The following is a 26069-nucleotide window of genomic DNA, read 5'->3' as shown; positions in this document are numbered from 1 at the left end:
TCAGCAGGCGGGGGGCTTGCTCGTGTTCGTGGCTCTGGAACTGGTCTACCTGCTGCTGCCGCCGGCCTGCTGGGCGTTCCTGGTCCGCACCCGGATCGTCGGAGCGGCCGTCTTCGCCGTCCTCGCCGGCCTGGCCCTCGCGCTGGTCGGGCTGGAGGAGGACTGGTACTTCACCCGCGCCACCGCCGAGATCGAGACCGGCTACCCCGTCGCCGCCGGCCTGGTCCTCCTGGCGGGCGTGCTGGCCGAGCAGCGGCTGCGCGGCCCCCGGACCGGGAAGGACTACGACCACCCGGTCGCCGGATCGGCCGTCGCGGTCACCGCCCACGTCCTGGTCGGCGCGGGCATCGCGTTCGCCTACCAGCTGCTCGCCCACGACGCCTTCGTCCCGAGCCGCGCGGAGCTGTCCCTGCCTCCCGGGCTGACCGCCACCGCCGTCACCGGGGGCTCCTGCGGCTCCGACTTCTGCTCCCGGACCCTCACGATCGGCAGCGACACCGGCCTGCCGGCCGACGAGGTGGAGGCCCGCCTGCGCGCCGCGCTCGCCGCCGACGGCTGGACCCCGGGCCGCGACGGGGCCCTCGTGCGTCCGCACGGCTGGCTGGTGGACGGGCGGGTGTCTCAGGTCCACGTCACCGGGAGGACGGTGGAGCTGTCCGGCTCGGAGCTCGCCGACCGCGGGCCGTGACCTCCGCCGTTCCCGGTGGGACCTTCGTCCTCATTTCCGCCCCGGCCCCCTGCTCGCGGACGGGCGTTCACGGTGCGAAGGTATGGTCGATATGACCACTTTCCGAGACGACGGGACGGAGACACCCGGGTGGCGCGCAGCGTGTACGTGACCGGAATCGACCGGGGGGACGGCCGCCAGGCGGTCGAGCTCGGGGTCATGGAACTGCTCACCCGGCAGGTGGACCGGGTCGGGGTGTTCCGGCCGCTGGTGCACGCGAGCGCACCCGGCGAGCCCGGGGCGGACCACGTGGTCGAGCTGCTGCGCGGGCGGTACCGGATCGACCTGCCCGGCCCGGAGCTGTACGGGCTCACCTACGAGGAGGCGGCCGCGCTGCAGGCCGCGCAGGGCCAGGACGAACTGGTCTCCGTCCTGGTCGACCGGTTCCGCGCGCTGGAACGCCGCTGCCAGGCCGTCCTGGTGCTCGGCACCGACTTCGCGGACACCACCATCCCGGACGAACTGGCCTTCAACGCCCGCCTGGCGAACGAATTCGGCGCCGCCGTGCTGCCGGTGGTCGGCGGGCAGGGCAAGGAGGCGGAGGCGGTGATCGCCGAGGTCCGCAACGCCCACCGGGCGTACACCGACCTCGGCTGCGAGACCCTGGCGATGATCGCCAACCGGGTCGCCCCGAGCACCAAGCAGCGCATCCAGCGCACCCTCACCGAGAAGCTGCCGATCCCCGCCTACGTCATCCCGGAGGAGCCGGCCCTGGCCGCGCCCACCGTCGCGCAGCTGGTCGAGGCGACCGGCGCCGAGGTGCTGCTCGGCGACGCCGCCGGCCTGGCCCGGGACGTCCGCGGCTTCGTCTTCGGCGGCGCCATGCTGCCCACCTTCCTGGACGCGCTGACCGAGGGCGCCCTGGTCGTCACCCCCGGGGACCGCGCCGACCTGGTGGTCGGCTCGCTGGCCGCGCACGCCGCCGGCGCCCCGCCGATCGCCGGCGTGCTGCTGACCCTCGGCCAGCACCCCGGCCCGAACGTGATGGCGCTCGCCGCCCGGCTCGCCCCCGGCACGCCCGTCGCCGTCGTCCCCGAGGGCAGCTGGCCCACCGCCGCCGCCCTGACCCACCTGGAGGGCAAGCTCACCGCGGCCAGCCCCCGGAAGGCCGAGATCGCCCTCGGACTGTTCGAACTGCACGTCGACACCGCCGAGTTGACGAACCGGATCGAGGTCGGCCGGTCCGAGCGGGTCACCCCGATGATGTTCGAGCACGAGCTGCTGGAGCGGGCCCGCGGCAACCGCCGGCACGTCGTCCTGCCGGAGGGCACCGAGGAGCGGGTGCTGCGCGCCGCCGAGATCCTGCTGCGCCGCAACATCTGCGACCTCACCCTGCTCGGCGAGGTCGACGCGGTGCGCCGCAAGGCCGCGGCCCTCGGCATCGACCTGCCGCAGGAGGAGCCGGGCGCTGACCGCGCGCAGGCCCGGATCGTCGACCCGACCACCAGCCCGCTGCGCCGCCAGTTCGCCGAGCTGTACGCGCGGCTGCGCGCCCACAAGGGGATGACCGTCGAGCTGGCCCTGGACGTGGTCACCGATGTCTCCTACTTCGGCACCCTGATGGTGCAGGAGGGCATCGCGGACGGCATGGTGTCCGGCGCGGTGCACTCCACGGCCGCGACCATCCGGCCGGCCTTCGAGGTGATCAAGACCTCGCCGGGCGCCTCGATCGTCTCGTCCGTCTTCTTCATGTGCCTGGCCGACAAGGTGCTGGTGTACGGCGACTGCGCGGTCAACCCGGACCCGGACGCCCAGCAGCTGGCCGACATCGCCATCCAGTCCGCCGCCACCGCCGCCCAGTTCGGGGTGGAGCCGCGGGTCGCGATGCTGTCCTACTCGACCGGCACCTCCGGCTCGGGCGCGGACGTGGACAAGGTCCGCAAGGCGACCGAGCTCGTCCGCGCGCTGCGCCCGGACATCCTGGTCGAGGGGCCGATCCAGTACGACGCGGCGGTGGACCCGTACGTCGCGGCGACCAAGCTGCCGGGCTCGGAGGTCGCCGGGCGGGCCACCGTGCTGATCTTCCCGGACCTCAACACCGGCAACAACACCTACAAGGCCGTCCAGCGCTCGGCCGGCGCGGTGGCGGTCGGCCCGGTGCTGCAGGGGCTGCGCAAGCCCGTCAACGACCTCTCGCGCGGGGCGCTGGTGCAGGACATCGTCAACACGGTCGCGATCACCGCGATCCAGTCGCAGGACCGCAAGGGAGCCGAACAGTGAGTGAAGGTACGCGCGTTCTCGTCCTGAACGCCGGCTCCTCGTCGGTGAAGTACCAGCTGATCGACATGCTGGACGGCACCCGGCTCGCCGCCGGCCTGGTCGAGCGGATCGGCGAGCCCAGCGGGCGGCTGGCGCACGCCCCGCGCACGGGCGACCGGCGCGAGCTGCTGCAGGTCTTCCCGGACCACTCGGCCGCGCTGAAGGCCGTCGCCGAGGAGCTGGCCGCGGACGGCCTCGGCCTGGACTCCCCCGAGCTGGCCGCGATCGGCCACCGGGTGGTGCACGGCGGCAAGCGGTTCACCGAGCCGACCGTGATCACCGACGAGGTGCTCACGGAGATCCGCCGGCTGATCCCGGTCGCGCCGCTGCACAACCCGGCGAACATCGTCGGCATCGAGGTGGCCCGCGCGCTGCGGCCCGACCTGCCGCAGGTGGCCGTGTTCGACACCGCCTTCCACGCCTCGATGCCCGAGCACGCGGCCCGGTACGCGATCGACAAGGCCGTCGCCGACGAGCACCGGGTGCGCCGCTACGGCTTCCACGGCACCTCGCACCAGTACGTCTCGCGGGCCACCGCCCGGCTGCTCGGCAAGGACCCGGCCGAGGTGAACGTGATCGTGCTGCATCTGGGCAACGGCGCCTCCGCGTCGGCGGTCAGCGGCGGCCGCTGCGTGGACACCTCGATGGGCCTGACGCCGCTGGAGGGCCTGGTGATGGGCACTCGTTCGGGTGACATCGACGCGGGCGTGGTGTTCCACCTGCACCGGGTCGGCGGCCTGTCCGTGGACGAGATCGACGACCTGCTGAACCGCCGCAGCGGCCTGCGCGGCCTGTGCGGGGACAACGACATGCGCGAGATCATGCGCCGCGCGGACGAGGGGGACGCGGACGCGAAGCTCGCCTTCGACGCGTACGTCCACCGGCTGCGCAAGTACATCGGCGGCTACTACGCGGTGCTCGGCCGGGTGGACGCGATCGCGTTCACCGCGGGGGTCGGGGAGAATGCGGCGCCGGTGCGCGCGGCGGCCACCGCCGGGCTGGACGAGCTGGGCATCGCCGTGGACGCCGAGTTGAACTCGGTGCGCTCGGCGGAGCCCCGGATCATCTCGCCCGGGTACGCCCGGGTGGCGGTCGCCGTGGTGCCCACGGACGAGGAGCTGGAGATCGCCCGCCAGTCCTTCGCCCTGGTCCACCGGGAGAGCGCACTGCCCGGGGAGCGACTGCCCGGGGAATGAGACCCGCCCGTCTCGCTCCTCGGGACGATTCGTCGGCGATTCCTCACGATCCGTGCCGAATGCGCCTATAACACGAACGGATAGACTGACCGATATGCGCCGAGCGAAAATTGTCTGCACCCTGGGTCCGGCGACGGACTCCTACGAACAGCTGAAGGCCATCGTCGAGGCGGGCATGAACGTCGCCCGACTGAACATGAGCCACGGCAACCACGCGGACCACGAGGAGCGGTACCGAAAGGTCCGCCAGGTCTCGGAGGACACCGGCAAGGCCATCGGCGTCCTTGCCGACCTCCAGGGTCCCAAGATCCGTCTGGCGACCTTCGCCAACGGCCCGGTGACCGTCGACAACGGCGACGAGTTCACCATCACCACCGAGGACGTCCCCGGTGACCAGCACATCTGCGGCACCACCTACAAGGGCCTGCCCGGCGACGTGAAGCCCGGCGACCCGATCCTGATCAACGACGGCGTCATCGCCCTGGAGGTCGTCAGCGTCGACGGCCCGCGGGTGAAGACCGTGGTGGTCGAGGGCGGCGTGCTCTCGAACAACAAGGGCATCAACCTGCCCGGCGCGGCCGTGAACGTGCCCGCGCTGTCCGAGAAGGACAAGGACGACCTGCGGTTCGCGCTGCGCCTCGGCGTCGACATGGTCGCGCTGTCCTTCGTCCGCAACGCGGCCGACATCAAGGACGTCCACGCGATCATGGACGAGGTCGGCATCCGGGTGCCGGTCATCGCCAAGATCGAGAAGCCGCAGGCCGTCGAGGCCATGGAGGAGATCGTCCTCGCCTTCGACGCCATCATGGTCGCCCGCGGCGACCTCGCGGTGGAGTACCCGCTGGAGCGGGTGCCGCTGGTCCAGAAGCAGCTGATCACGCTGGCCCGCCGCAACGCCAAGCCGGTCATCGTCGCCACCCAGATGATGGAGTCGATGATCCACGCCTCGCGCCCGACCCGCGCCGAGGTCTCCGACGTCGCGAACGCCATCCTGGACGGCACCGACGCGGTGATGCTCTCCGCCGAGTCCAGCGTCGGCAAGTACCCGGTCGAGACCGTCCGCACCATGAGCCGGATCTGCGAGAAGGCCGAGGAGGAGCTGGTCGGCCAGGGCCTCCAGCCGCTCAACCCGGGCCGCAAGCCGCGCACCCAGGGCGGCTCGGTCGCCCGCGCCGCGTGCGAGCTCGGCGACTTCCTGAACGGCAAGGCGCTGGTCGCGTTCACCAAGTCCGGTGACACCGCGCGCCGGCTGTCCCGCTACCGCTCGCCGATCCCGGTGATCGCGTTCACCCCCGACTCGGCCACCCGCAACCAGCTCTCGCTCAGCTGGGGCGTCGAGGCCTACGTCACCGAGCAGGTCGCCACCACCGACGCGATGGTCGCCCAGGTCGACCGCGAGCTGCTGAAGATGGGCCGGCTGGAGGAGGGCTCCACGGTGATCGTCACCGCCGGTGTCCCGGTCGGCATCCCCGGCACCACCAACATGGTCCAGGTGCACCACCTGGGCACCCGGGGCGAGTGAGCCACCGGTAGCGCCAACGCCGTTGGGGCGGCCCTCCGTTCGCGGAGGGCCGCCCCAACGGCGTTGTGGTGCCGACTACTTGTCGCGGCTACTTGTCGCTGTAGGGCGCGTCGTCGTTGAACAGGTGCATCCCCGGGATGTGCAGCGTGCCGCCGAACTGGCCGGCCTGCTTGGCGGTGACCTGGGTCAGCTCCAGCTCCAGCGGGATCGGGATGGAGCCGATCAGGTCGTACAGCCAGCGCGGCAGGGTGTCCGGGGTGAGGGTGATCTCGCCCAGGTCGATCGGGATCGGCAGGCCGAGCACCTTGGAGAGGTGGCCGGACAGCCGCTCCACGTACATGGTCACCGGGCCGTTGCGCATGGTCGAGGTGGTGCCCGGGCCGCCCTGCACGTGGAAGGTGACGCCGTTGCCCTCCAGAGTCGACATGTCGAGGTTCTCAATGTCGACGCTGTCCACCACGAACTTCAGCACCCGCTTGGTGCCGGTCGGGGTCCGCACGTCGTAGACGCCGTGGAAGGCCGCGCCGTGCAGGCCGAGCCGGCTGGACTGCAGCGTCCAGTTCTGCAGCGGGACGACGTCCCCGCCGGCGGCCTTGCCGGCCGTCAGGTTGCGGGCGTCCACCGCGCAGTTGGGGTCGGTGGTCGGCGTCGCGGTCGGCGAGCCGGACGGCGTGGCGGCGGGCGCGGCGGAGGCGCCCGCGCTCGGCTTGGCACCGGCGGCGGGCTTCGGCGCCGCCTTCCCGCTCGGGCCCGCGGACGGCGTGGCGGCGGGCGCGGCGTCCTGCGCACCGGTGTCCTGGGTGCCGGTGCCCTGGGTGCCGGCCGCCGGGGCCTGCTGCGGCTGGGCGGGCTGGGCCTGGGTGCCGGCCCGCGGCGCGGGGGCGCCCGGGGCCGGGGCGGTGGCCGGCGCGGGCGTGGTCGCACCCGGCTTGGCGCTCGGCGACGGGCTGGCCGCACTCCCCGGGTCCAGCAGGTGGGTGATGCCGCCGACGATGTCGTCGATCAGGCCGGCCTGGCTGGCCGTGCCGGTGCCCGTGCCGCCGTCCCGGTAGACCGCGCTCACCGCGCCCGAGCCGCCGGTGGCGGCGGAGCGGACGGCGGGCGGCTGGGTGGTCGGCGTCTGGACCGGCGGCTTGACCGGCGAGGTCGGCTGCTGGGCGGGCACGCTCGGCGCCTGGGTCGGTGTCTGGGTGGGTGCCTGGGTGGGTGCCTGGGTGGGCAGCGAGGTCGGGCCGCCGGTGGGCACCGCGGACGGGCCGGGCGGCGGTGCGGGCAGCTCGCTCTTCGGGACGGGCGTCTCGACCGGCGCGACGTCCGGCACCGAGGCGGGGGCCGTCCCGCACTTGCCCGCCGCGGCCTCGGCCACCGCCGGGTTCGGCGTGTAGGCGGCGGCCATCAGAAGCGCGGTCGGCACCGCGGCCATCGCCAGCGCCCGACCCCGCAGGCGGACCCGTACGGGGGTGCGCGGCGCGGCGTGCCGGCCGGCCCTGCGCGCGGGCGCGTCCGCGCCGTCCGGTTGCTCGGCCGGCCCGGTCACCGCGCGTCCCCCTGGTCCCCGGCCGCGGCCGGCGCCTCGGCGGCGGGCTCGCGCGGCTCCGCCTGCGCGGGCAGCTTCGCGGTGGGCGCCTCGGCGACGGGCGCGCCCTTGGTCTCGGTAGCGGCCTCGGCGGCGGGCGCGGCCTCGGTCTCGGTAGCGGCCTCGGCGACCGTCTCGGTGGCGACGCTCTGGGCGACGGCGTTCGTGGCCACGGCGTTCGAGGCCGCGGCGGCCTCCGCCTTCCGGGCCCGGCGCCCGCGCCGCCCCTTGGCCGCCGCCTCGGGCTTCGGCTCCGGCAGCGGCGCCCAGGACACCATCAGTCCGCCGCCGATCAGGCCGGGCAGCAGCGCCATGCCGAAGCCCGCCAGGTTGGAGACCGGGATCGACACCAGCGTCAGCAGGATCGTCGCGATGCCCGCGAAGACCCGGACGGCCGGCTGGAACCAGGCGGTCAGGCCGAGGATGATCATCAGGACCCCGATGATCAGCGATCCGGCGCCCGCCGTGGTGGACATCGCGATCGTCATGCCGCCGAGCGACAGGTGCGCGTACGGGAAGTAGAGGATCGGGACGCCGGCGATCATGGCCAGCTTGCCGCCCCAGTAGGGCCTGGTGCGGCGGAAGTCACGCCAGTGCCGCCAGAGCCACCCGATCGGGTTCTGATGGCCGGGCCGCGTCTCGACCGTTGCGCTGGACATGGTGTAACTCCTCGGCGTCGCTACGAGGTTGGAACAAAAAAGGGGGGTGGCCGGGGGCGGCGGTCGCCCGCCGCACCCGGCTCGGGGCTTGTCTGACAATTCCCGCCGGGCGCGCGAATTGTCAGACAAGCCCCCAGGACCCGTCACCCGGCCGAGCCGGGCGGCGTGCCGTCAGGCGAGGCTCAGAAGCACTCGTTGCCCGCGCCGTCGCCGCTCTTCAGCGAGAGGCTCAGGCCGTTCAGCTTGAAGGTGCCGGCCGAGGTGGCCCGCGCGGTCTGCTGAACGCTGCTCAGGTCGGCCGTCTTGGCGGCCTGGGCGAAGCCGGTCGCGCCGGAGGGCAGGCCGGCGCCGCCGCCGGCCTTGGTGACGCCCGGGTGCGGGGTCCAGCCCTGGGTGGCCGAGCCGGCGAGGGTGGAGGCGTCCTGGCCGATGTTGATGTCGGTGAAGGTCGCGTCGGCCTTCAGCTGCTCCAGGTCGATCAGCAGGTTGTCGGCCACGACCGGCTTGCCCGCCTCGGTGCCGGCGTGCAGCTGGAGGGTGATCTTGCCCAGACCGAACGCGGACAGGTCGGTGACCACCGACTGGCACATGTTGGTGATCTCGGCGTGGTCGAAGGCCGAGACGGCGACCGGGTGCGGCTTGCCGTTCGCCTCGATGTCGACGGAGCCGAACTGGGCGAAGTTGGTGCCGTGCAGGTGGTCGGTGCTGACCTTGAACTGCTGGCCGGAAATGCTGAACGAGGCGGCGAGCGCGCTGTTGGCGATCGAGACGCCGACCATCGCGGTGGCCGCGACGCTCGGCACCATCACCAGGGCGAAGCGCTTCCAGCGGGTCTTGCCGTAGGTCTTGGACATGCGAGTCCTCCTTCTAGGACGTACATCTCCGGCTCCCGGCGGCGCGTCCCGCGCCGGTGGGGGCCTGGGATGGGAGAGAGCTACGTCCTCGGTAGCGGAGAGCGCCTTGGGCGTCGTCGGCCCCGGGAGCGGCCTGCGTGCGGCGGCACTCCCGTCCTTCCGCCGACCGTCCTGGTGGGACGGCGGGCCGGACCGGCGACATTCGGCGATCACCCCCGAGCGACAACCAGCGACCGCGCAGGGCCGCGCGGCCGGTCGAAGGCAGGAACCGCCGTGGGACCGCGGATACCCCCCTGCCCTCCCTACCGCCGGCCGTGGACCGGCGGAGCACCCGGTGGGGTTCCCGAACTCCGCGTCGCCGACCGGCGGTCGGAGGGTGTGGAGTCTGGGACCGGGCGTGGCCGATCGTGCTTGAATCCCGGGCGAAGCACAAGGGGTTGCTTACTGACGGGTAATGCAACATTCGGTGGCATCGATCATGGAACGACCGCGATGCGCACCCTGCGTGACGCTTCACAGAACCGCCGCTGACGAAATCCCCCGGAAACACCAGTGAAACACCCGTGGGTAGTCACGGAATGTGACCACCCACGGGTGAAATCAAGATTTGGTAAACGTCCGCCCGGTTGACGCGATTGTCGTCAAATCACCCAACGACACCGCAGGTCACCCGCCGTGCCAGGCGCCACGGCGGCCACCCCCGCGCACCACGCCCCGGACGGGCTCAGAACAGCACCCGGGCCAGCGCCGAACGGGCCGCGGTGACCCGCGGGTCCTCCGGACCGATCACCTCGAACAGTTCGAGCAGACGGACCCGGGCGGTGTCCCGGTCCTCGCCGAAGGTCCGGCCCACGGTGTCCACCAGGCGCCCGAAGGCGTCCTCGACGTGACCGCCCACCAGGTCCAGGTCCGCCGCCTTCAGCTGAGCCTCGACGTCCTTCGGAGCGGCCGCGGCCGTCGCCCGGACCTCCTGCGGGTCCAGGGCCTCGACCCGGCGCAGCAGTTGGGCCTGCGCCAGGCCCAGCTTCGCCTCGGTGTTGCCGGGCTGCTCGGCCAGCACGTTCTGGTACGCCTGGACGGCGCCGCCCAGGTCGCCGCGGTCCAGCGCGTCGTGCGCGGCGGCCAGCGCCGGGTCCTCCGGCCGCTGCGGGGCGGCGGCCGGGCCGCCCTCGCCCGGGGCGACGGCGCCGCCGACGATGCCGAAGCGCTGCTCGGCGACCAGCAGCAGCTGGTCGAGCACCTTGCGGACGTTGGCCGCGCTCTCCGCGCCCTGGAACAGCGGCACCAGCTGGCCGGCCACCACGGCCATCACGGCCGGGATGCCCTGGATGCCGAACTGCTGGGCGATCAGCTGGTTCGCGTCGACGTCGATCTTGGCGAGCACGAAGCGGCCGGCGTACTCCTCGGCCAGGCCCTCCAGGACCGGGCTGAGCTGCTTGCAGGGGCCGCACCACTCGGCCCAGAAGTCGATGACGACCGGCACCTCGGTGGAGCGCTGGACGACCTCGGTCTCGAAGGTGTCCTCGGTGACGTCGATGACGAGCTGGTAGGCGGCGGCGGGGGCGGCGATGCCGTCCGCCTCGGCGGCGGCGACCTGCCGGGCCCGCTCGGCCCGGGCCTGCTCGGCCTTCTGGGCAGCCTCGCCGGCTGCCTTCACTGCGGCGAGGTCGACCGCACCGCGCAGGGCGGAGCTGTTGAGACGCGAATTCCGTGGCTGCATGGCACCATCCTCCCCCGTCCGCGCTGCTCGTGGGCGCCATCCTCCGGAAAGTCGCCCCGCGCGGGCCGCGCGGCGCGGATTCCCGTGCCGGGCACCCGCTCCCCGGTAGCCTGAAGCGTTCGGCGAGGGTCCCCACCCTCGCCCGCGCCGCTCCCGTCCCACGGGGTGCGGCGCCTGGTTGTCGCCAGCTTTCGCTACGAGTCGTAGCGTAACTGGATCCGGGGCCCCGGCCGCAAGCCCCACCGGTGGTTCGGGGACGTGACCTGCCCCACTTTCCCGGCCCGCGCGGCTGCCCGAACCGGCGAACAGTCGCTACCGTTACCAGCCCCACCCAAGTTACTTACCAGTAAAGCGCAAGGAGGCCCGGTGCCGGCCGCCCAGCCCCCCGCGAGCCCGCTGACCGCCGACCCCGCGGCCACCGAGCCCGCGGCCGCCGAGCCCGGAGCCGCCGGCGCCCCGGCCACCGGCCCCGCGGCCGCCACGGCCCGGGCCAAGGGCCGTCCCCGCAGCGCCGCCGCCGACCTCGCGATCCTCGACGCCACCCGCGAGGCCCTGGCCGAACTCGGCTGGGGCGGCCTGACCATGGGCCACGTCGCGACCCGCGCCAAGGTCGCCAAGACCACCCTCTACCGCCGCTGGCCCTCCAAGAACGAACTCGTGGTCGACGCCGTCGCCAGCCTGTTCGACGAACTGGAGATGCCCGACCTGGGCAGCCTGCGCGCCGACATCGAGGCCGTGGTCGCCCAGTTCGCCGACCTGCTGGCCCGCCCGGAGACCCAGGCCGCGCTGCTCGCCCTGTTCGCCGAGGGCACCCGCGACCGCCAGCTGCGCCGCCGCATCCGCGAGGCCATCGTCGACCCGCAGAAGCACCTCGTCCGGCAGGGCCGCGCCGCCGCCCAGGCCCGCGGCGAACTCGCCCCGGACGCCGACCGCGAGACGGCCTGCGCGGAGATCGACATCATCTTCGACATCGTCGCCGGCACCGTCGAACACCGTGTCCTGGTCAGCGGCGAACCGATCACCCCGGAGTGGATCACCCGCTTCACCGACCTCCTCCTGGGCTCGCTCACCCTCTGCTGAAAGCCGAGAGCGGCGCGCCGAGGGCACGGCGAAGCCGCCGTACGGGCGGTCCCGTACGGCGGCTTCGCGGCGGCTCCGCGGTGGTCAGGGCCTCAGAACGCCGCGTTCTCCTGGTAGGTGCCCCACTCGGCGCGCAGGGCGTTGCAGATCTCGCCCAGCGTCGCCTCGGCGCGGACCGCGTCCAGCATCGGCGGGATCATCGACTCGCCCGAGCGGGCGGCCGCCAGCATGGCGTCCAGCCCGGCCTTCACGGCCGTCTCGTCCCGGGCCGCCTTGCGCTCGCGCAGCACGCGGACCTGCTCGCGCTCGACCTCGTGGCTGACCCGCAGGATCTCCAGCTCGGGGGTGACGCTGCGCGGGTGGCAGTTGACGCCGACCACGCGCTTCTCGCCCTTCTCCACGCCCTGCTGGTACTGGAAGGCGGCCTCGGCGATCTCGCCGGTGAACCAGCCCTCCTCGATGCCGCGCAGGATGCCGGAGGTGATCGGGCCGATCTCGTGGTCCTCGCGGCCCTTGTCGAGGATCCGCTGGAAGATCGCCTCGGCCTGCTGCTCGATCCGGTCGGTCAGCGCCTCGACGTACCAGGAACCGCCCAGCGGGTCGGCCACGTTGGTGACGCCGGTCTCCTCCATCAGCACCTGCTGGGTGCGCAGGGCGATCTCGGCGGCCTGCTCGGAGGGCAGCGCCAGGGTCTCGTCCAGGGCGTTGGTGTGCAGCGAGTTGGTGCCGCCGAGCACCGCGCTGAGCGCCTCGACGGCGGTGCGCACCACGTTGTTGTACGGCTGCTGCGCGGTGAGCGAGACGCCGGCGGTCTGGGTGTGGAAGCGCAGCCACTGCGCCTTGTCGGTCTTCGCGCCGAAGCGGTCGCGCATCCAGCGGGCCCAGATCCGGCGCGCGGCGCGGAACTTGGCGATCTCCTCGAAGAAGTCGAGGTGCGCGTCGAAGAAGAAGGACAGGCCGGGCGCGAAGACGTCCACGTCCAGGCCCCGGGACAGGCCCAGCTCGACGTAGGCGAAGCCGTCCGCGAGGGTGTACGCCAGCTCCTGCGCGGCCGTCGCCCCGGCCTCGCGGATGTGGTAGCCGGAGACGGACAGCGGCTTGTACGCCGGGATGCCCCGGGCGCAGTGCTCCATCAGGTCGCCGATCAGGCGCAGGTGCGGCTCGGGGGCGAAGAGCCACTCCTTCTGCGCGATGTACTCCTTGAAGATGTCCGTCTGCAGGGTGCCGTTGAGCACGGCCGGGTCGACGCCCTGGCGCTCGGCAGCCACGATGTACATGCAGAAGATCGGGACGGCCGGGCCGCTGATCGTCATCGAGGTGGTGACGTCGCCGAGCGGGATGCCGTCGAACAGCACCTCCATGTCGGCGGCCGAGTCGATGGCCACGCCGCAGTGGCCGACCTCGCCGAGCGACTTGGCGTCGTCCGAGTCGTACCCCATCAGGGTGGGCATGTCGAAGGCGACCGAGAGGCCGCCGCCGCCCGCCTCCAGGATCATCCGGTAGCGCTCGTTGGTCTGCTGCGCGTTGCCGAAGCCGGCGAACTGGCGGATGGTCCACGTCCGGCCGCGGTAGCCGGTGGGGTGGAGGCCGCGGGTGAAGGGGTACTCACCGGGCCAGCCGATCCGTTCGAAGCCCTCCACGGCCTGCCCGGGGGCGGGCCCGTACACCGGCTCGACCTCGTCACCGGAGAGGGTGGTGAAGTCCGCGTCCCGCTTGCGGGCCTTGTCGTACCGGTCCTGCCAGCGCTGGCGTCCGCGCTCGATCTCCTCGGCGTCCATGGCCCCGAACTCCGCTCCGTACGGCCGCCACGGCACGGGCGGCACAGTGATAGGACGTCCTACTAATTTACTCGGACGTCCTACTACTTGTCGATGGATACCCGCCCGAAATGACGGGAGCGCCCCTCCCCCGCGGTTCGGGGAGGGGCGCTCTCGAAGGTCCCGCGTCGGCGGCGCTCAGGCGCCGACCGGCTCCGGCGCCTGGATCAGCGGCGCGACCTCGCGCGACACCCGGCGCTCGACGAAGAAGGCGGCGGTCGGGACGACCCCGGCCAGCAGCACCCAGGCCAGCTTGCCGACCGGCCACTTGGCCTTGGTGCCCAGGTCGAAGGCGAACACCAGGTACACCACGTACAGCCAGCCGTGCGCGATGCCGACCGCGGTGGTGAAGCCGGACGCGCCGTCGATGTCCAGCACGTACTTGGCGATCACGCCGGCGGTCAGCAGCACGAGGAGGACGCCGGTGACATACGCCATGGCCCGGTAGCGGGTCAGCACACTCTGCTTCATGGCATCGAGGGTAACCGTCCTCACGGCCTCCCCCGCGCAGCCCCCTCACCCGGATCGGTGAAGTCTCCGGCGGCCACCCGCAGCGGCCTGAGCAGCTCGAACACCTCGCGGCACTGCTCGGGGCCGTACTCCTCCAGCCCGAACTCCATCGCCATCAGCTCCCGGGTGGCCTCCTCGACGACCTCGCGGCCACGCTCGGTGATCGCCGCGAGCACCCCGCGGCCGTCCAGCGGGTTGGGGCGGCGGGCGACCAGGCCGGCCCGCTCCAGCCGGTCGACGGTGTTGGTGACGCTGGTCGGGTGGACCATCAGCCGCTCGCCGATCTTGGACAGCGACAGCTCGCCGGTCCGGCTGAAGGTCAGCAGCACCAGCGCCTCGTACCGGGCGAAGGTCAGCCCGTACGGCTTGAGCACCGCGTCGACCCGAGAGAGCAGGATCTGGTGCGCGCGCATGATCGAGGTGATCGCCGCCATCGAGGGGACGCCGCCCCAGCGGCGGGTCCACAGCTCGTCGGCGCGGGCGATCGGGTCGAAGTCGAGTGCGAGGGGCTTGGCCACCTCCTTACCGTACCGGCGGACGGTACGCGTGCTACCAGCCGTCCTGATGCTGGACAAGCGCGGCACGTGGCGGGAACCCGCCAATCGGGCCGTCAGGTCCGTACCAGGACGTTGCGGGGACGTGAACCCGCGCCAACCGCCGGACGGCCGTTGGCCGTTGCCCACTTCTCCGGGCAACGTCGCACTACCAGGCCCCGGTTCAACGGGTAACCCGCTGAAAGACGGGACGGTTCGCCCCGGTTCGTCCGTCCGTTCACATTCCCGCGCTCTGGCGGGACTTGGCCAATTCATGAGCAAGACCTGTCATTTCGTTTGCCCGGTCGCCATGATTTCCGCCAACCCCGCAAGGCAGCCACCACCCCCACCCACCGGTGGTCTGCCCCTCGGCCGTACGGGGTCCCGCACGTCAGCGCCCGTCCCGCCCCTCAGGAGCCGACCCCGGCCCCCGGGACGCCGCGCGACCGCGCCCAACCGCGGTTTCCCGGAAGGACTCGTCCGTGAAGCGAAAGCTCGCAGCAGTCGCCGTACTCTCCGCCACCGCCCTGCTCACCGGCGTCGTCGGAGTGAGCAGCGCCGCCCAGGCCAGCCCGCTCGGTGCCCCGCAGCCGCAGGCCTCCGAGCAGCACGCCGCCGCGCTCGCGCTGGCCGGCGGGCAGTCGGGTCCGCTGGCCAGGGCCCTGAAGCTGGGCGGCCAGGAGCAGCTGGTGGCCAAGGACGCGGTGGTGGACCGCGACGGCACCAAGCACCTGCGCTTCGAGCGCACCTACGCCGGCCTGCCGGTGCTCGGCGGCGACCTGGTCGTCCACCAGAGCGCCGCGGGCACCGTGACCTCGGTCGACAAGGCCGTCGGCACGCAGCTGAGCCTGCCGAGCCTCACCCCGCAGATCCCGGCCGACAAGGCCGCCGCCCAGGCCACCGGCGCCGTCCAGGCGACCGTGGGCATAGCCGCCGACAAGGACGAGTCCCCGATCAAGGCGGTGCACCAGACCGGCAAGGCCGAGCTGGTCATCTGGGCGAGCGACGGCAACCCGCGCCTGGCCTACCGGACGACGGTCGAGGGCGAGCGCGCGGACGGCACGCCGAGCAGCCAGCTGCTGGTCACCGACGCGGCGACCGGCCAGGTGCTCTCCACCCACGAGCAGGTGCAGACCGCGGCCGGCACCGGCAACGGCGTCTTCGTCGGCACCGTCCCGCTGACCACCACCCAGACGAGCACCGGCTACTCGCTGAAGGACGCCTCCCGCGGCGGCCAGTCGACCGTCAACATGAAGAACCGCACCTCCGGTTCGGGCACCCTGTACGCGAAGACCACCAACACCTGGGGCAACGGCACCGTCTCCAGCGGCGAGTCCGCCGCGGTGGACGCCCAGTACGGCGCGGCGGCGACCTGGGACTTCTACAAGAACACCTTCGGCCGCAGCGGCATCAAGAACGACGGCGTCGGCGCGACCAGCCGGGTGCACTACGGCTCCGGCTACGTCAACGCGTTCTGGAGCGACAGCTGCTTCTGCATGTCGTACGGCGACGGCGCGAGCAACACCCACCCGCTCACCGAGATCGACGTGGCGGGCCACGAGATGAGCCACGGCGTCACCTCGGCCACCGCCGGCCTGAACTACTCGGGTGAGTCCGGCGGCCTCAACGAGGCCACCTCGGACATCCTCGGCACGATGGTCGAGTTCTACGCCAACCTGCCCAAGAACCCGCCGAACTACTGGATCGGCGAGCTGATCAACCTGAACGGCGACGGCAGCCCGCTGCGCTACATGGACAAGCCGAGCAAGGACGGCTCCTCGGCCGACTCCTGGTACTCGGGCGTCGGCAACCTGGACGTCCACTACTCCTCGGGCGTCGCCAACCACTTCTTCTACCTGCTGTCCGAGGGCAGCGGCGCGAAGACCATCAACGGGTTCAGCTACAACAGCCCGACCTCCAACGGCGCGTCGGTGACCGGCATCGGCCGGGACAAGGCCGCGCAGATCTGGTACCGCGCGCTGACCGTCTACTTCACCTCCACCACCAACTACGCGAGCGCCCGCACCGGCACCCTGAAGGCCGCGGCGGACCTGTACGGCGCGAGCAGCGCCGAGTACAACGCGGTCGCCGCCGCGTGGAGCGGCGTCAACGTCAACTGACGTACGCCGCACCGCGCCGCAGTCAGGACGCCCGGGGCCCCGCCATGGAGGGCCGGCCCCGGGCGTCCACCCAACTCCCCCGACCCGTCGAGACGACCGTCAAGGCGGCCCGTCAAGACGGCCCGGCTGGCGGAGTCCCGCCAGTGGGGACGAACCGCCCGCACCGGGCACGGGAACGCACCCGAACCACCCGTACCGGCACTGGCGGTTCCCGGCCAATCCCCGCACGCGGCCTGTCCTTCGCCGCCGCCGATTGTCATGCTTATGACCAAGCCCCCGTCGACGCACCGCCGCCCCACCCACCGGCGCAGCGTCAGCAGCCGCACGGGAGCCGCACGTCCGCGCCCTACCGCCCCAACGGCGCCAAGCCCGGCGCCCCGGTACGCGGCGCGCCCGCGCGCACTCGCGGGTCTCCTGGAAGGAACCCCCGTACGTGAAGCGAAAGCTGACGGCCGGAGCCGTACTCTCCGCCACCGCCCTGCTGGCCGGCGTCATCCAGATCGCCGCCGTCCCCGCCGCCCAGGCCGCCGCCCCGGGCCCCGAGCTGCAGCAGACCTCCCCGCTGAGCCTCGCCGCCGGGCAGAGCGCCCCGCTCGCCCAGGCGCTGGGGCTGCCCGGCCAGGAGCGGCTGGTCGCCAAGGACGCCGTGGTGGACCGCGACGGCACCAGGCACCTGCGGTACGAGCGCACCTACGAGGGCCTCCCGGTGCTCGGCGGCGACCTGGTCGTCCACCAGCGCACGGACGGCTCGGTGGCCTCCGTCGACCGGGCCTTCGACGGCCGGCTGGCGCTGCCGACCCTCACCCCCGGCCTGGCCGCGAACCAGGCCGGCGAGAAGGCCACCGCCGCCGTCCGGGCGACGGTCGGCCTGGCCGCCGACGAGGACGAGGCCGCGCTCGCCCGGGTCGACGGCGCCGACGCCGCCGAGCTGGTGGTCTGGGCGGCGGACGGCAACCCCCGCCTGGCCCACCGCACGGTGGTGCGCGGCGAGCGCGCGGACGGCACCCCGAGCCGCCAGCAGGTGGTCACCGACGCCACGAGCGGCGAACTGCTCTCCACCCACGAGGAGATCCAGACCGCGTCCGGCACCGGCAAGGGCGTCAACGTCGGCACCGTCCCGCTGACCACCACCCAGAGCGGCTCCACGTACTCGCTCAAGGACGCGAGCCGCGGTGGCCAGTCCACCACCGACCTGAAGGGCGCCACCTCGGGCAGCGGCTCGCTCTTCACCAGCACCAGCAACAGCTGGGGCAACGGCCTGGTCTCCAACCGCCAGTCCGCCGCCGTGGACGCCCAGTTCGGCGCGGCCGCCACCTGGGACTTCTACAAGAACACCTTCGGCCGCAACGGCATCAAGAACAACGGCGTCGGCGCGGCCAGCCGCGTCCACTACGGCTCCGCCTACGTCAACGCGTTCTGGGACGACTCCTGCTTCTGCATGACGTACGGCGACGGCGCCGGCAACACCCACCCGCTCACCGCCATCGACGTCTCCGGCCACGAGATGAGCCACGGCGTCACCTCCGCCACCGCCGGCCTCAACTACTCCGGCGAGTCCGGCGGCCTCAACGAGGCCACCTCGGACATCTTCGGCACCATGGTCGAGTGGTACGCCAACCTGCCGGCCAACCCGCCGAACTACCTGATCGGCGAGAAGATCAACATCTTCGGCAACGGCAAGCCGCTGCGCTACATGGACAAGCCCTCCCAGGACGGCAAGTCCGCGGACTCCTGGTACTCCGGCGTCGGCAACCTGGACGTCCACTACTCCTCGGGCGTCGCCAACCACTTCTTCTACCTGCTGTCCGAGGGCAGCGGCGCGAAGACCATCAACGGCTACACCTACAACAGCCCGACCTCCAACGGCGCGAAGGTGACCGGCATCGGCCGGGACAAGGCCGCGAAGGTCTGGTACCGCGCGCTGACCGTCTACTTCACCTCCACCACCAACTACAAGGCCGCCCGCACCGGCACCCTCAAGGCCGCGGCGGACCTGTACGGCGCCACCAGCGCCGAGTACAAGGCGGTCGCCGCGGCCTGGAGCGGGGTGAACGTCAACTAGCCGCCCCGGTCAGCCACCCCCGGAAAGACGGCAGGCTGCCGCGGCCCTTTGGGAGAGGAGGCCGCGGCAGCCTGTCGGACGTCCGCGCGGGGCGAGGGGTCAGGCGACGGCGGGCGCCAGCTCGCCGCGCTCCTCCTGGGCCAGGGTGCGCTCGACGTAGATGCCGCCGAACGGCACCACCGACAGGACGAACAGCAGCCGGCTGCGCTTGGCGTCCCACTTCTGCGCCAGCCGGGCCTGCTGCCAGAACACCACGTACAGGATGAAGAGGGTCCCGTGGACGGGGCCGAGCACCGGGACGGCGTTGAAGCTGGTGGTGTACTTCAACGCCGTGCAGATCAGCAGCAGGACGAAGGAGATCCCCTCGGGGGCGGAGACCAGGCGCAGGCGGTGGACGGCGCTGCTGTTCACGATGGATACCTCATTGCGGGGGTCGGTGATCACTTGTGAACCGACTCACAAGCTCCCGGTCATTATCTCCGAGCACACGTCCGGGCCCCGGGCCGGGGTGGGCGCACGTGCCCGATGTCACAGCCGCGCCCCAGAACGCGGCGGCGTGCGGCGCCGCACCGGCCGCACCCCCTATCCTGCTGCCCGCGCGCCCACCGATCCGGGCGCGCGAGGCATCGCACCACGGGGGAGTCACACGATGTTCAAGCGGGACTGGGACCGCAGGACCTGCGCCAAGCGCGGGCACATCACCTACAAGCCGACCGAGCCCGAGCTGGCCGCCCGGCTGCACGCGGCCACCGCGGTCGGCGACGCCTGGCGCTGCCTGCGCTGCGGCGACTTCGCCCTCGGCGCCCCGCACGGCTCGGGCCCGGCGCAGAACGCCCCGCTGGTGCCGCGCGGCAAGGCCCTGCGGGACCTCTTCATCCTGCGCTTCCTGGCCGTCGAACGGGTGCTGCGCGGCGTCGTCATCATCCTGATCGCGTGGGGCGTCTGGAAGTTCTCCAACAGCCAGGACGCGGTGCACCGGGTCTTCGACGAGAACCTGACGGTCTTCAAGCCGGTCACCGACCACTTCCACTGGGACCTCGAACACGCGCCGATCGTCGAGACGATCCGCAAGACCTTCGACTACAAGAAGAGCACCCTGCTGATCGTCGCCGGCGCCCTGGTGGCGTACGCGCTGATCGAGATCGTCGAGGCGGTCGGCCTCTGGCTGAACAAGCGCTGGGCCGAGTACCTGACGGTGGTCGCCACCGCCGCCTTCCTGCCGCTGGAGGGCTACGAGCTGCACGAGCACGTCAGCGCGGTGAAGATCTGCACCCTGCTGCTGAACATCGCGGCGGTGCTGTGGATCATGCTCTCCAAGCGCCTGTTCGGGCTGCGCGGCGGCGTGGTCGCCTTCGAGGCGGAGCGCCACTCGGCCTCGCTGCTGGAGGTCGAGGAGGCCGCCGGCGCCGTCCCGCACCCCGGTCACGGCCACGGGGCGCACGCGCGCACCTGACCGGCGCGAACGTACCGGACTCGTACCAGGAGGGTCGCAGTCCGACCCCGCCCCCTCCCCGTGCCGCGGCCGCGACGGCTAGATTGCGGCCGTGGCACAGTTCAGACTCCAGGGATCACGGGTGCTCGCGGTCGAGTTGGCCGGCGACGCCGTCAAGGCCCGGCACGGCTCGATGGTCGCCTACACCGGGCAGATGACCTTCAAGAAGCTGACCGGCGGCGGGGACGGCCTGCGCGGCATGGTCGCCAGACGGCTGACCGGCGAGAAGATGACCGTCATGGAGGTGAAGGGGCAGGGCACCTGCTACTTCGCCGACCAGGCCACCGAGATCAACCTGGTCCGGCTCGACGGCCGGGCGCTGTACGTCGAGGCGGACAACCTGCTCTGCACCGAGGCCTCGCTGCACACCGGCACCAGCTTCACCGGGCTGAACGGCATGTCCTCCGGCAACGGCCTGTTCACCACCAAGGTCGAGGGCCACGGCTGGGCCGCCGTCACCTCCAACGGGCCGGCCGTCGTCCTGCGGGTCGGCAAGGACATGCCGCTGCGGGTCGACCCGGGCGCGTACGTCGCGCACACCGGCGACCTGCACCGCAGCCTGAAGTCCGGCGCGGGCTGGACGACGGTGATCGGCGAGGGCGGCGGCGAGGCCGTCCAGATCGAGTTCACCGGCGAGGGCCTGGTGTACGTCCAGCCCTCGGAGAAGACCACCCTCGGGGGCGACGTCTGATGGCCTTCACCAGGATCAACGGCAAGATGGTCGAGGCCCTGGTGGCGCCCGGGCAGCAGCTGTTCAGCCAGCGCGGCGCGATGCTCGCGTACACCGGGGACGTCCGGTTCACCCCGAGCATCACCGGCGGGCAGGGCGGCGTGATGTCGATGATCGGCCGCCGGGTCGCCAACGAGGACACCCCGCTGATGACCGTCGAGGGCGAGGGCCGGGTGATGTTCGGCCACGGCGGCCACCACGTGCACGTCGTCGACCTCACCGGCGACACCCTGTTCGTCGAGTCGGACCGGCTGCTCGCCTTCGACGGCACGCTGCGCCAGTCCACCGTGTTCCTCGGCTCGCAGGGCGGGGTGATGGGCATGGTCCGCGGCCAGGTCTCCGGGCAGGGCCTGTTCACCACCCGGCTGGAGGGCCACGGCTCGGCCGCGGTGCTGGCGCACGGCGGCGTCCTCGAACTGCCGATCACGCCCGGGCAACCGGTGCACGTCGACCCGCAGGCGTACGTGGGGCACCGCGGCGAGGTGCGCAACAAGCTGTCCACCGCGATCGGCTGGCGCGAGATGATCGGCCGGGGCTCGGGCGAGGCGTTCCAGCTGGAGCTGTCCGGCCAGGGCACGGTGTACGTCCAGGCGAGCGAGGAGAAGCTCTGATGTCCTACCCGCCGCAGCCGCCGTACGGGGCCCCGCAGCCGCCGTACGACCAGCCGACCGAGCCCGGCTTCGTCGTCCCGCCGCTGCCGCCCGCGGCGCCCGCCCCGCCCGGGTACGGGCCGCCGCAGGGGTACCCGCCGCCGGAGCCCACCTACGTGGACCTGCAACCGGCCCACGCCCCCGCGCAGTTCGACGGGCCGGCGGTGCACGACGCGTACACCCTGCCGGTCAACGACAACGTCAACCCGTACGCCTTCTCGGTGGAGCTGAACGGGTCGCACTTCCTGCAGAAGGGCAAGATGATCGCCTACTACGGCGACATCACCTTCCGCGGCGTCGGCGCCGGCCTGGTCGACCGCGCGCTCGGTCAGCACTTCAACTCCCCGATGCACGCGGCGGACTGGGTGGTCGCCCAGGGCCGCGGCAAGCTGCTGCTGGCCGACCGGTCCTTCGACCTGAACTCCTACGACCTGGAGGACGGCAACCTGACCGTCCGCTCCGGCAACCTGCTGGCCTTCGACCCCACGCTGCGGCTCAAGCAGTCGATCATCCCGGGCTTCCTGACCCTGCTCGGCACCGGCCGCTTCGTCGCCGCCTCCAACGGGCCGGTGCACTTCGTCGAGCCGCCGATCCGGGTGGACCCGCAGGCCCTGGTCGGCTGGGCGGACTGCCCGGCGCCGTGCCACCACTACGACCACGCGTACCTGCACGGGGTGGTCGGCGGCCTGCGGCGGCTGACCGGCATCGGCGGGGCCTCCGGCGAGGAGCACCAGTTCGAGTTCATCGGCGCCGGGCAGGTGCTGCTGCAGTCCAGCGAGAAACTGCTGGCCGAGCGCTCGGTCGGCGTGGTCGGGGCCGAGGCGGGCGTCCCGATGGGCGGGGTGCCGACCCAGCCGGGGCACGACGCCGGCAACCCCCAGACCCCCGGGCTCGGTAACCTGGGCGACCTCGGTCGACGTTTCGGTCTGTAAACTTGTACAACATTTAACTAAATCGGCTATGCTAGGACCCATGGATACGCACACGATCGACACTGCGGACACCCCTCCGTCGCAGCCCGAGGAGGAGACTCCCTGGCTGACCGCCAGGGAGCAGCGGATGTGGCGCGCCCATCTGGAGGTCGCCAAGCTGCTGGAGTACCAGCTCAGCCGTGAACTCCAGCCCCACAACCTGGCCATCAACGACTACGAGATCCTCGTCGTCCTCTCCGAGGCCCCCGACCGCCGGATGCGGATGACCGACCTCGCGACCGCCACCCTGCAGTCGAAGAGCCGCCTCTCCCACCAGATCACCCGCATGGAGAGCGCCGGCCTGGTCCTGCGCCAGGAGTGCCCCGGCGACCGCCGCGGCCTCTACGCCCACCTCACCGAGCAGGGCTGGGAGACCATGCAGCGCGTCGCCCCCGACCACGTGCGCAGCGTCCGGGCCCACTTCATCGACCGCTTCACCCCGGAGCAGCTGGAAGCCATGTACGAGGCCCTGGCCCCGGTGGCCGACCACCTCCGCAACCTCCGCGGCCGCTCCTGACCCGCGGTCCCGCGCGGGAGGCCGGCCGGGCCGACTTCCCGCGCGGGTGGGGGAAGGTCAGCTCTCGGTGAGGCCGGCGACGAGTTCGTCGGCGGCGCGGTACGGGTCGAGGGCGCCCTCGGCGACGCGGTCGGCGAGGGCGGCGAGGTGGCGGTCGCCGCGCAGGTCGCCGATGCGGGAGCGCAGTTCGACGAGCGCGATCGCCTCGATCTCGGCGGCGGCCCGGCGGCGGCGGCGCGCGGCGAGTTCGCCGTGCTCCTCCAGCCAGGCGCGGTGCTTCTCCAGCGCCTCGACGACCTCGTCCACGCCCTCGCCGCGGGCCGCGACGGTCTTGACGATCGGCGGCCGCCAGTCGCCCGCCTCGCGGGCCTCGCCGAGGCCGAGCATGTGGTTGAGCTCGCGGGCGGTGGCGTCGGCGCCGTCCCGGTCGGCCTTGTTGACGACGAAGACGTCGCCGATCTCCAGGATGCCCGCCTTGGCGGCCTGGATCCCGTCGCCCATCCCCGGGGCGAGCAGCACCACGGCGGTGTCCGCCTGCCCGGCGATCTCGACCTCGGACTGGCCGACGCCCACGGTCTCGACCAGGATCACCTCGCAGCCGGCCGCGTCCAGCACCCGCAGCGCCTGCGGCGCCGCCCAGGACAGCCCGCCGAGGTGGCCGCGGGTGGCCATCGAGCGGATGAACACCTCGGGGTCGGTGGCGTGGTCCTGCATCCGGACCCGGTCGCCGAGCAGCGCGCCGCCGGAGAACGGCGAGGACGGGTCGACGGCCAGCACCCCGACGCGCTTGCCGAGCCGCCGGTAGGCGGAGACCAGGGCGGAGGTGGAGGTGGACTTGCCGACCCCGGGCGAGCCGGTCAGGCCCACCGTGTACGCCCGCCCGGTGTACGGCGCGAGCGCGGCCATCGCCTCCCGCAGCTGCGGCGCGGCGTTCTCGACCAGCGTGATCAGCCGGGCGACCGCCCGCGGCCGGCCCTCCCGGGCCTGCTCGACCAGCGTGGCGACATCGATCATCAGGATCTCCTTGCACAGATGCCGGCAGATGCCGAAGGGGCTGCGGACCACTTGTGGCGGTCCGCAGCCCCGAGGTCAGGTCGGAACGGGTCAGGCCTTCGGAACCCGCACGATCAGCGCGTCGCCCTGGCCGCCGCCGCCGCACAGCGCGGCCGCGCCGACGCCGCCGCCGCGGCGCTGCAGCTCCAGCGCCAGGTGCAGCACCACGCGGGCGCCGGACATGCCGATCGGGTGGCCGAGCGCGATCGCGCCGCCGTTGACGTTGACGATGTCCGAGGAGACGCCGAGGTCCTTGCTGGACTGGTGGGCGACGGCGGCGAAGGCCTCGTTGATCTCGATCAGGTCGAGGTCGGCGACCTCCAGGCCCTCCTTGGCCAGCGCGTGCTTGATCGCGTTGGACGGCTGCGACTGCAGCGAGTTGTCCGGGCCGGCGACGTTGCCGTGCGCGCCGATCTCGGCGAGCCAGGTGAGGCCCAGCTCCTCGGCCTTGGCCTTGCTCATCACGACCACGGCGGCGGCGCCGTCCGAGATCTGCGAGGAGGTGCCGGCGGTGATGGTGCCGTCCTTGGCGAAGGCGGGGCGCAGCTTGGCCAGGCCCTCGACGGTGGTGTCGGCGCGGATGCCCTCGTCCTGGCTGAAGAGGACGGGCTCGCCCTTGCGCTGCGGGATCGCGACGGGGGTGATCTCGGCGTCGAAGACGCCGTCCGCCTGGGCCTTGGCGGCGCGCTGGTGGGAGGCGGCGGCGATCTCGTCCTGGACCTCGCGGGAGATGCCGAGGCGGGTGTTGTGCTTCTCGGTGGACTCGCCCATCGGGATGTTCTCGTAGGCGTCGGTCAGGCCGTCGTGGGCCATCGCGTCGAGCATCGCGATCGAGCCGTACTTGAAGCCCTCGCGGGACTTGGGCAGCAGGTGCGGGGCGTTGGTCATGGACTCCTGGCCGCCGGCCACCACGATGTCGAACTCGCCGGCGCGGATCAGCTGGTCGGCCAGCGCGATGGCGTCGAGGCCGGAGAGGCAGACCTTGTTGATGGTCAGCGCCGGGACGTTCATCGGGATGCCGGCCTTGACGGCGGCCTGGCGGGCGGGGATCTGGCCGGCACCGGCCTGCAGCACCTGGCCCATGATCACGTACTGGACCTGCTCGCCGGTGACCCCGGCCCGCTCCAGCGCGGCCTTGATCGCGATGCCGCCGAGCTCGGCGCCGGAGAAGCCCTTGAGCGAGCCGAGCAGGCGGCCCATCGGGGTCCGCGCCCCGGCAACGATCACAGAGGTGGTGTTGGTCATGGGACGGGCCCCTTCGCACGTCGTGGCCAGGTTGAGGATGCGCTCAATGTACTGACCTGCTACCCGCCCGTCACCGGAGCAACGGTGTGATCGAGCGCACTGGCACCATCCAGTCAACACCGTGCCGGAACGGTCCGGGTGAACCGGGCGCGTGTGAGCAGGCTCGCACCCGCGGCACTGGCGCGGTCGGCGGGCATGCGATGCACTGGGTGCCACTTTGCTGCCTACGGCCCCGGAGGCCCGTCGTGCTGACCCGCATCGACCACATCGGCATCGCCTGCCGAGACCTCGACAAGACCGTCGAGTTCTACCGCGCAACCTACGGCTTCGAGGTGTTCCACACCGAGGTCAACGAGGAGCAGGGCGTCCGGGAGGCCATGCTCAAGATCAACGACACCGGGGACGGCGGCGCCTCGTACCTCCAGCTGCTGGAGCCGACCCGCCCGGACTCGGCGGTCGGCAAGTGGATGGAGAAGAACGGCGAGGGCGTGCACCACATCGCCTTCGGCACCGCCGACGTGGACGGCGACTCGGAGGACATCCGCGCCAAGGGCATCCGGGTGCTGTACGAGCAGCCGCGGATCGGCTCGATGGGTTCGCGGATCACCTTCCTGCACCCCAAGGACTGCGGCGGCGTGCTGACCGAGCTGGTCACCGCCGCGGAGCCGGGCGAGCACGGGGAGCACTGACCCCGCGACGGTGGTGCCGCCCGGGCCGGGCGGCACCACCGCGGCGCCCCTGCGGCACCCCGCACGGCTAGCGACCCGTCAGTAACC

Annotated in this window: 23 protein-coding genes; 13 read left to right on the top strand and 10 right to left on the bottom strand. The window is 72.4% G+C overall.

Annotated features, from left to right (window positions below):
- The first annotated feature begins 28 nt into the window (after positions 1 to 28).
- The 4 genes from VM95_RS38720 to pyk all read left to right on the top strand — a co-directional run bounded on the left by VM95_RS38720 (position 29) and on the right by pyk (position 5704).
- Positions 29 to 688 (top strand): hypothetical protein, encoded by a 660-nt coding sequence (locus tag VM95_RS38720; RefSeq protein ID WP_157882043.1) that lies wholly within the window; start codon positions 29 to 31, stop codon positions 686 to 688.
- 129 nt (positions 689 to 817) lie between these two features.
- Positions 818 to 2947 (top strand): phosphate acetyltransferase, encoded by a 2130-nt coding sequence (gene pta / locus VM95_RS11305; protein WP_045694894.1) that lies wholly within the window; start codon positions 818 to 820, stop codon positions 2945 to 2947.
- Positions 2944 to 4182, top strand: a complete 1239-nt coding sequence (locus tag VM95_RS11300; protein WP_045694892.1) for an acetate kinase — start codon at positions 2944 to 2946, stop codon at positions 4180 to 4182. The genes pta and VM95_RS11300 overlap by 4 nt, the downstream gene beginning before the upstream one ends.
- A gap of 94 nt (positions 4183 to 4276) precedes the next feature.
- Positions 4277 to 5704, top strand: a complete 1428-nt coding sequence (pyk, locus tag VM95_RS11295; RefSeq protein WP_045694889.1) for a pyruvate kinase — start codon at positions 4277 to 4279, stop codon at positions 5702 to 5704.
- Between the two features lie 88 nt (positions 5705 to 5792).
- On the opposite strand, the gene VM95_RS11290 is transcribed toward pyk, so the two are convergent.
- From VM95_RS11290 to VM95_RS11275, 4 genes are all read right to left on the bottom strand, one after another.
- Positions 5793 to 7241 carry a hypothetical protein gene (locus tag VM95_RS11290; protein WP_045694887.1) on the bottom strand — a complete coding sequence of 483 codons (1449 nt, stop codon included), beginning with the start codon at positions 7239 to 7241 and terminating at the stop codon, positions 5793 to 5795.
- A complete protein-coding gene (locus VM95_RS38715; RefSeq protein WP_063773484.1) occupies positions 7238 to 7939 on the bottom strand; it encodes a DUF6114 domain-containing protein in 702 nt (233 codons plus the stop codon). The genes VM95_RS11290 and VM95_RS38715 overlap by 4 nt, the downstream gene beginning before the upstream one ends.
- A gap of 182 nt (positions 7940 to 8121) precedes the next feature.
- Positions 8122 to 8793, bottom strand: a complete 672-nt coding sequence (locus tag VM95_RS11280; RefSeq protein ID WP_045694885.1) for a DUF6230 family protein — start codon at positions 8791 to 8793, stop codon at positions 8122 to 8124.
- A gap of 724 nt (positions 8794 to 9517) precedes the next feature.
- Positions 9518 to 10513: a tetratricopeptide repeat protein gene (locus VM95_RS11275; RefSeq protein WP_045694883.1), complete on the bottom strand. Its 996-nt coding sequence runs from the start codon at positions 10511 to 10513 to the stop codon at positions 9518 to 9520.
- A gap of 366 nt (positions 10514 to 10879) precedes the next feature.
- Between VM95_RS11275 and VM95_RS11270 the strand changes: the two genes are divergently transcribed.
- Positions 10880 to 11593 (top strand): TetR/AcrR family transcriptional regulator, encoded by a 714-nt coding sequence (locus VM95_RS11270; RefSeq protein WP_244178720.1) that lies wholly within the window; start codon positions 10880 to 10882, stop codon positions 11591 to 11593.
- A 92-nt stretch (positions 11594 to 11685) separates the two neighbouring features.
- On the opposite strand, the gene icmA is transcribed toward VM95_RS11270, so the two are convergent.
- The 3 genes from icmA to VM95_RS11255 all read right to left on the bottom strand — a co-directional run bounded on the left by icmA (position 11686) and on the right by VM95_RS11255 (position 14438).
- On the bottom strand, positions 11686 to 13371 hold the full coding sequence (gene icmA / locus VM95_RS11265) for a coenzyme B12-dependent isobutyryl-CoA mutase large subunit (RefSeq protein WP_045694881.1): 1686 nt from the start codon (positions 13369 to 13371) through the stop codon (positions 11686 to 11688).
- A 177-nt stretch (positions 13372 to 13548) separates the two neighbouring features.
- Positions 13549 to 13881 carry a DUF3817 domain-containing protein gene (locus VM95_RS11260; RefSeq protein WP_045694879.1) on the bottom strand — a complete coding sequence of 111 codons (333 nt, stop codon included), beginning with the start codon at positions 13879 to 13881 and terminating at the stop codon, positions 13549 to 13551.
- A 20-nt stretch (positions 13882 to 13901) separates the two neighbouring features.
- Positions 13902 to 14438, bottom strand: coding sequence for a MarR family winged helix-turn-helix transcriptional regulator (locus VM95_RS11255; RefSeq protein ID WP_045694876.1), 537 nt, complete (start codon positions 14436 to 14438; stop codon positions 13902 to 13904).
- Positions 14439 to 14935: 497 nt separating this feature from the next.
- On the opposite strand from VM95_RS11255, the gene VM95_RS11250 reads away from it, so the two are divergent.
- Both VM95_RS11250 and VM95_RS11245 read left to right on the top strand, forming a co-directional pair.
- A complete protein-coding gene (locus VM95_RS11250; RefSeq protein WP_045694874.1) occupies positions 14936 to 16573 on the top strand; it encodes a M4 family metallopeptidase in 1638 nt (545 codons plus the stop codon).
- A gap of 433 nt (positions 16574 to 17006) precedes the next feature.
- Positions 17007 to 18635, top strand: coding sequence for a M4 family metallopeptidase (locus tag VM95_RS11245; RefSeq protein WP_045694872.1), 1629 nt, complete (start codon positions 17007 to 17009; stop codon positions 18633 to 18635).
- A gap of 99 nt (positions 18636 to 18734) precedes the next feature.
- Here VM95_RS11245 and VM95_RS11240 read toward each other — a convergent pair whose 3' ends face one another.
- Entirely contained in the window at positions 18735 to 19046 is a 312-nt protein-coding gene (locus tag VM95_RS11240; protein ID WP_341846002.1) for a DUF3817 domain-containing protein, read from the bottom strand.
- 238 nt (positions 19047 to 19284) lie between these two features.
- Here VM95_RS11240 and VM95_RS11235 point away from each other — a divergent pair, with 238 nt between their 5' ends.
- The 5 genes from VM95_RS11235 (at position 19285) to VM95_RS11215 (ending at position 22995) form a co-directional block, all read left to right on the top strand.
- Positions 19285 to 20088, top strand: a complete 804-nt coding sequence (locus tag VM95_RS11235; protein ID WP_045694869.1) for a DUF2127 domain-containing protein — start codon at positions 19285 to 19287, stop codon at positions 20086 to 20088.
- Positions 20089 to 20179: 91 nt separating this feature from the next.
- Complete coding sequence (locus VM95_RS11230; protein WP_045694867.1) at positions 20180 to 20818, top strand: AIM24 family protein; 639 nt, start codon at positions 20180 to 20182, stop codon at positions 20816 to 20818.
- Positions 20818 to 21468, top strand: a complete 651-nt coding sequence (locus VM95_RS11225) for an AIM24 family protein (RefSeq protein WP_045694865.1) — start codon at positions 20818 to 20820, stop codon at positions 21466 to 21468. Before VM95_RS11230 ends, VM95_RS11225 begins: the two co-directional genes overlap by 1 nt.
- Entirely contained in the window at positions 21468 to 22439 is a 972-nt protein-coding gene (locus tag VM95_RS11220; RefSeq protein WP_208615437.1) for an AIM24 family protein, read from the top strand. Before VM95_RS11225 ends, VM95_RS11220 begins: the two co-directional genes overlap by 1 nt.
- Positions 22440 to 22479: 40 nt before the next feature.
- The gene (locus VM95_RS11215; protein WP_078859785.1) at positions 22480 to 22995 is read left to right on the top strand and encodes a MarR family winged helix-turn-helix transcriptional regulator; all 516 of its coding nucleotides are present in this window, start codon (positions 22480 to 22482) and stop codon (positions 22993 to 22995) included.
- A gap of 57 nt (positions 22996 to 23052) precedes the next feature.
- Here VM95_RS11215 and meaB read toward each other — a convergent pair whose 3' ends face one another.
- Both meaB and VM95_RS11205 read right to left on the bottom strand, forming a co-directional pair.
- Positions 23053 to 24009 (bottom strand): methylmalonyl Co-A mutase-associated GTPase MeaB, encoded by a 957-nt coding sequence (meaB, locus tag VM95_RS11210; protein WP_045694941.1) that lies wholly within the window; start codon positions 24007 to 24009, stop codon positions 23053 to 23055.
- A gap of 90 nt (positions 24010 to 24099) precedes the next feature.
- Complete coding sequence (locus VM95_RS11205) at positions 24100 to 25293, bottom strand: acetyl-CoA C-acetyltransferase (RefSeq protein ID WP_052706845.1); 1194 nt, start codon at positions 25291 to 25293, stop codon at positions 24100 to 24102.
- A 245-nt stretch (positions 25294 to 25538) separates the two neighbouring features.
- Between VM95_RS11205 and mce the strand changes: the two genes are divergently transcribed.
- The gene (gene mce / locus VM95_RS11200) at positions 25539 to 25982 is read left to right on the top strand and encodes a methylmalonyl-CoA epimerase (RefSeq protein WP_045694860.1); all 444 of its coding nucleotides are present in this window, start codon (positions 25539 to 25541) and stop codon (positions 25980 to 25982) included.
- The last annotated feature ends 87 nt before the right edge of the window (positions 25983 to 26069 follow it).

Source organism: Streptomyces rubellomurinus (assembly GCF_000961885.1).
Classification (GTDB): Bacteria; Actinomycetota; Actinomycetes; order Streptomycetales; family Streptomycetaceae; genus Kitasatospora; species Kitasatospora rubellomurina.
The sequence above is the reverse complement of the archived record's forward strand: the minus strand, read 5'-3'. Positions and strand labels throughout refer to the sequence as shown.

Excerpts from the sequence above, each read along its gene's own strand:
- VM95_RS11220 (WP_208615437.1), top strand. The coding sequence starts at position 21,468 with ATGTCCTACCCGCCGCAGCCGCCGTACGGGGCCCCGCAGCCGCCGTAC.
- VM95_RS11280 (WP_045694885.1), bottom strand. The coding sequence starts at position 8,793 with ATGTCCAAGACCTACGGCAAGACCCGCTGGAAGCGCTTCGCCCTGGTG.
- pyk (WP_045694889.1), top strand. The coding sequence starts at position 4,277 with ATGCGCCGAGCGAAAATTGTCTGCACCCTGGGTCCGGCGACGGACTCC.
- VM95_RS11225 (WP_045694865.1), top strand. The coding sequence starts at position 20,818 with ATGGCCTTCACCAGGATCAACGGCAAGATGGTCGAGGCCCTGGTGGCG.
- VM95_RS11235 (WP_045694869.1), top strand. The coding sequence starts at position 19,285 with ATGTTCAAGCGGGACTGGGACCGCAGGACCTGCGCCAAGCGCGGGCAC.
- VM95_RS11260 (WP_045694879.1), bottom strand. The coding sequence starts at position 13,881 with ATGAAGCAGAGTGTGCTGACCCGCTACCGGGCCATGGCGTATGTCACC.
- VM95_RS38715 (WP_063773484.1), bottom strand. The coding sequence starts at position 7,939 with ATGTCCAGCGCAACGGTCGAGACGCGGCCCGGCCATCAGAACCCGATC.
- VM95_RS11215 (WP_078859785.1), top strand. The coding sequence starts at position 22,480 with ATGGATACGCACACGATCGACACTGCGGACACCCCTCCGTCGCAGCCC.
- meaB (WP_045694941.1), bottom strand. The coding sequence starts at position 24,009 with ATGATCGATGTCGCCACGCTGGTCGAGCAGGCCCGGGAGGGCCGGCCG.
- icmA (WP_045694881.1), bottom strand. The coding sequence starts at position 13,371 with ATGGACGCCGAGGAGATCGAGCGCGGACGCCAGCGCTGGCAGGACCGG.
- VM95_RS11275 (WP_045694883.1), bottom strand. The coding sequence starts at position 10,513 with ATGCAGCCACGGAATTCGCGTCTCAACAGCTCCGCCCTGCGCGGTGCG.
- VM95_RS11205 (WP_052706845.1), bottom strand. The coding sequence starts at position 25,293 with ATGACCAACACCACCTCTGTGATCGTTGCCGGGGCGCGGACCCCGATG.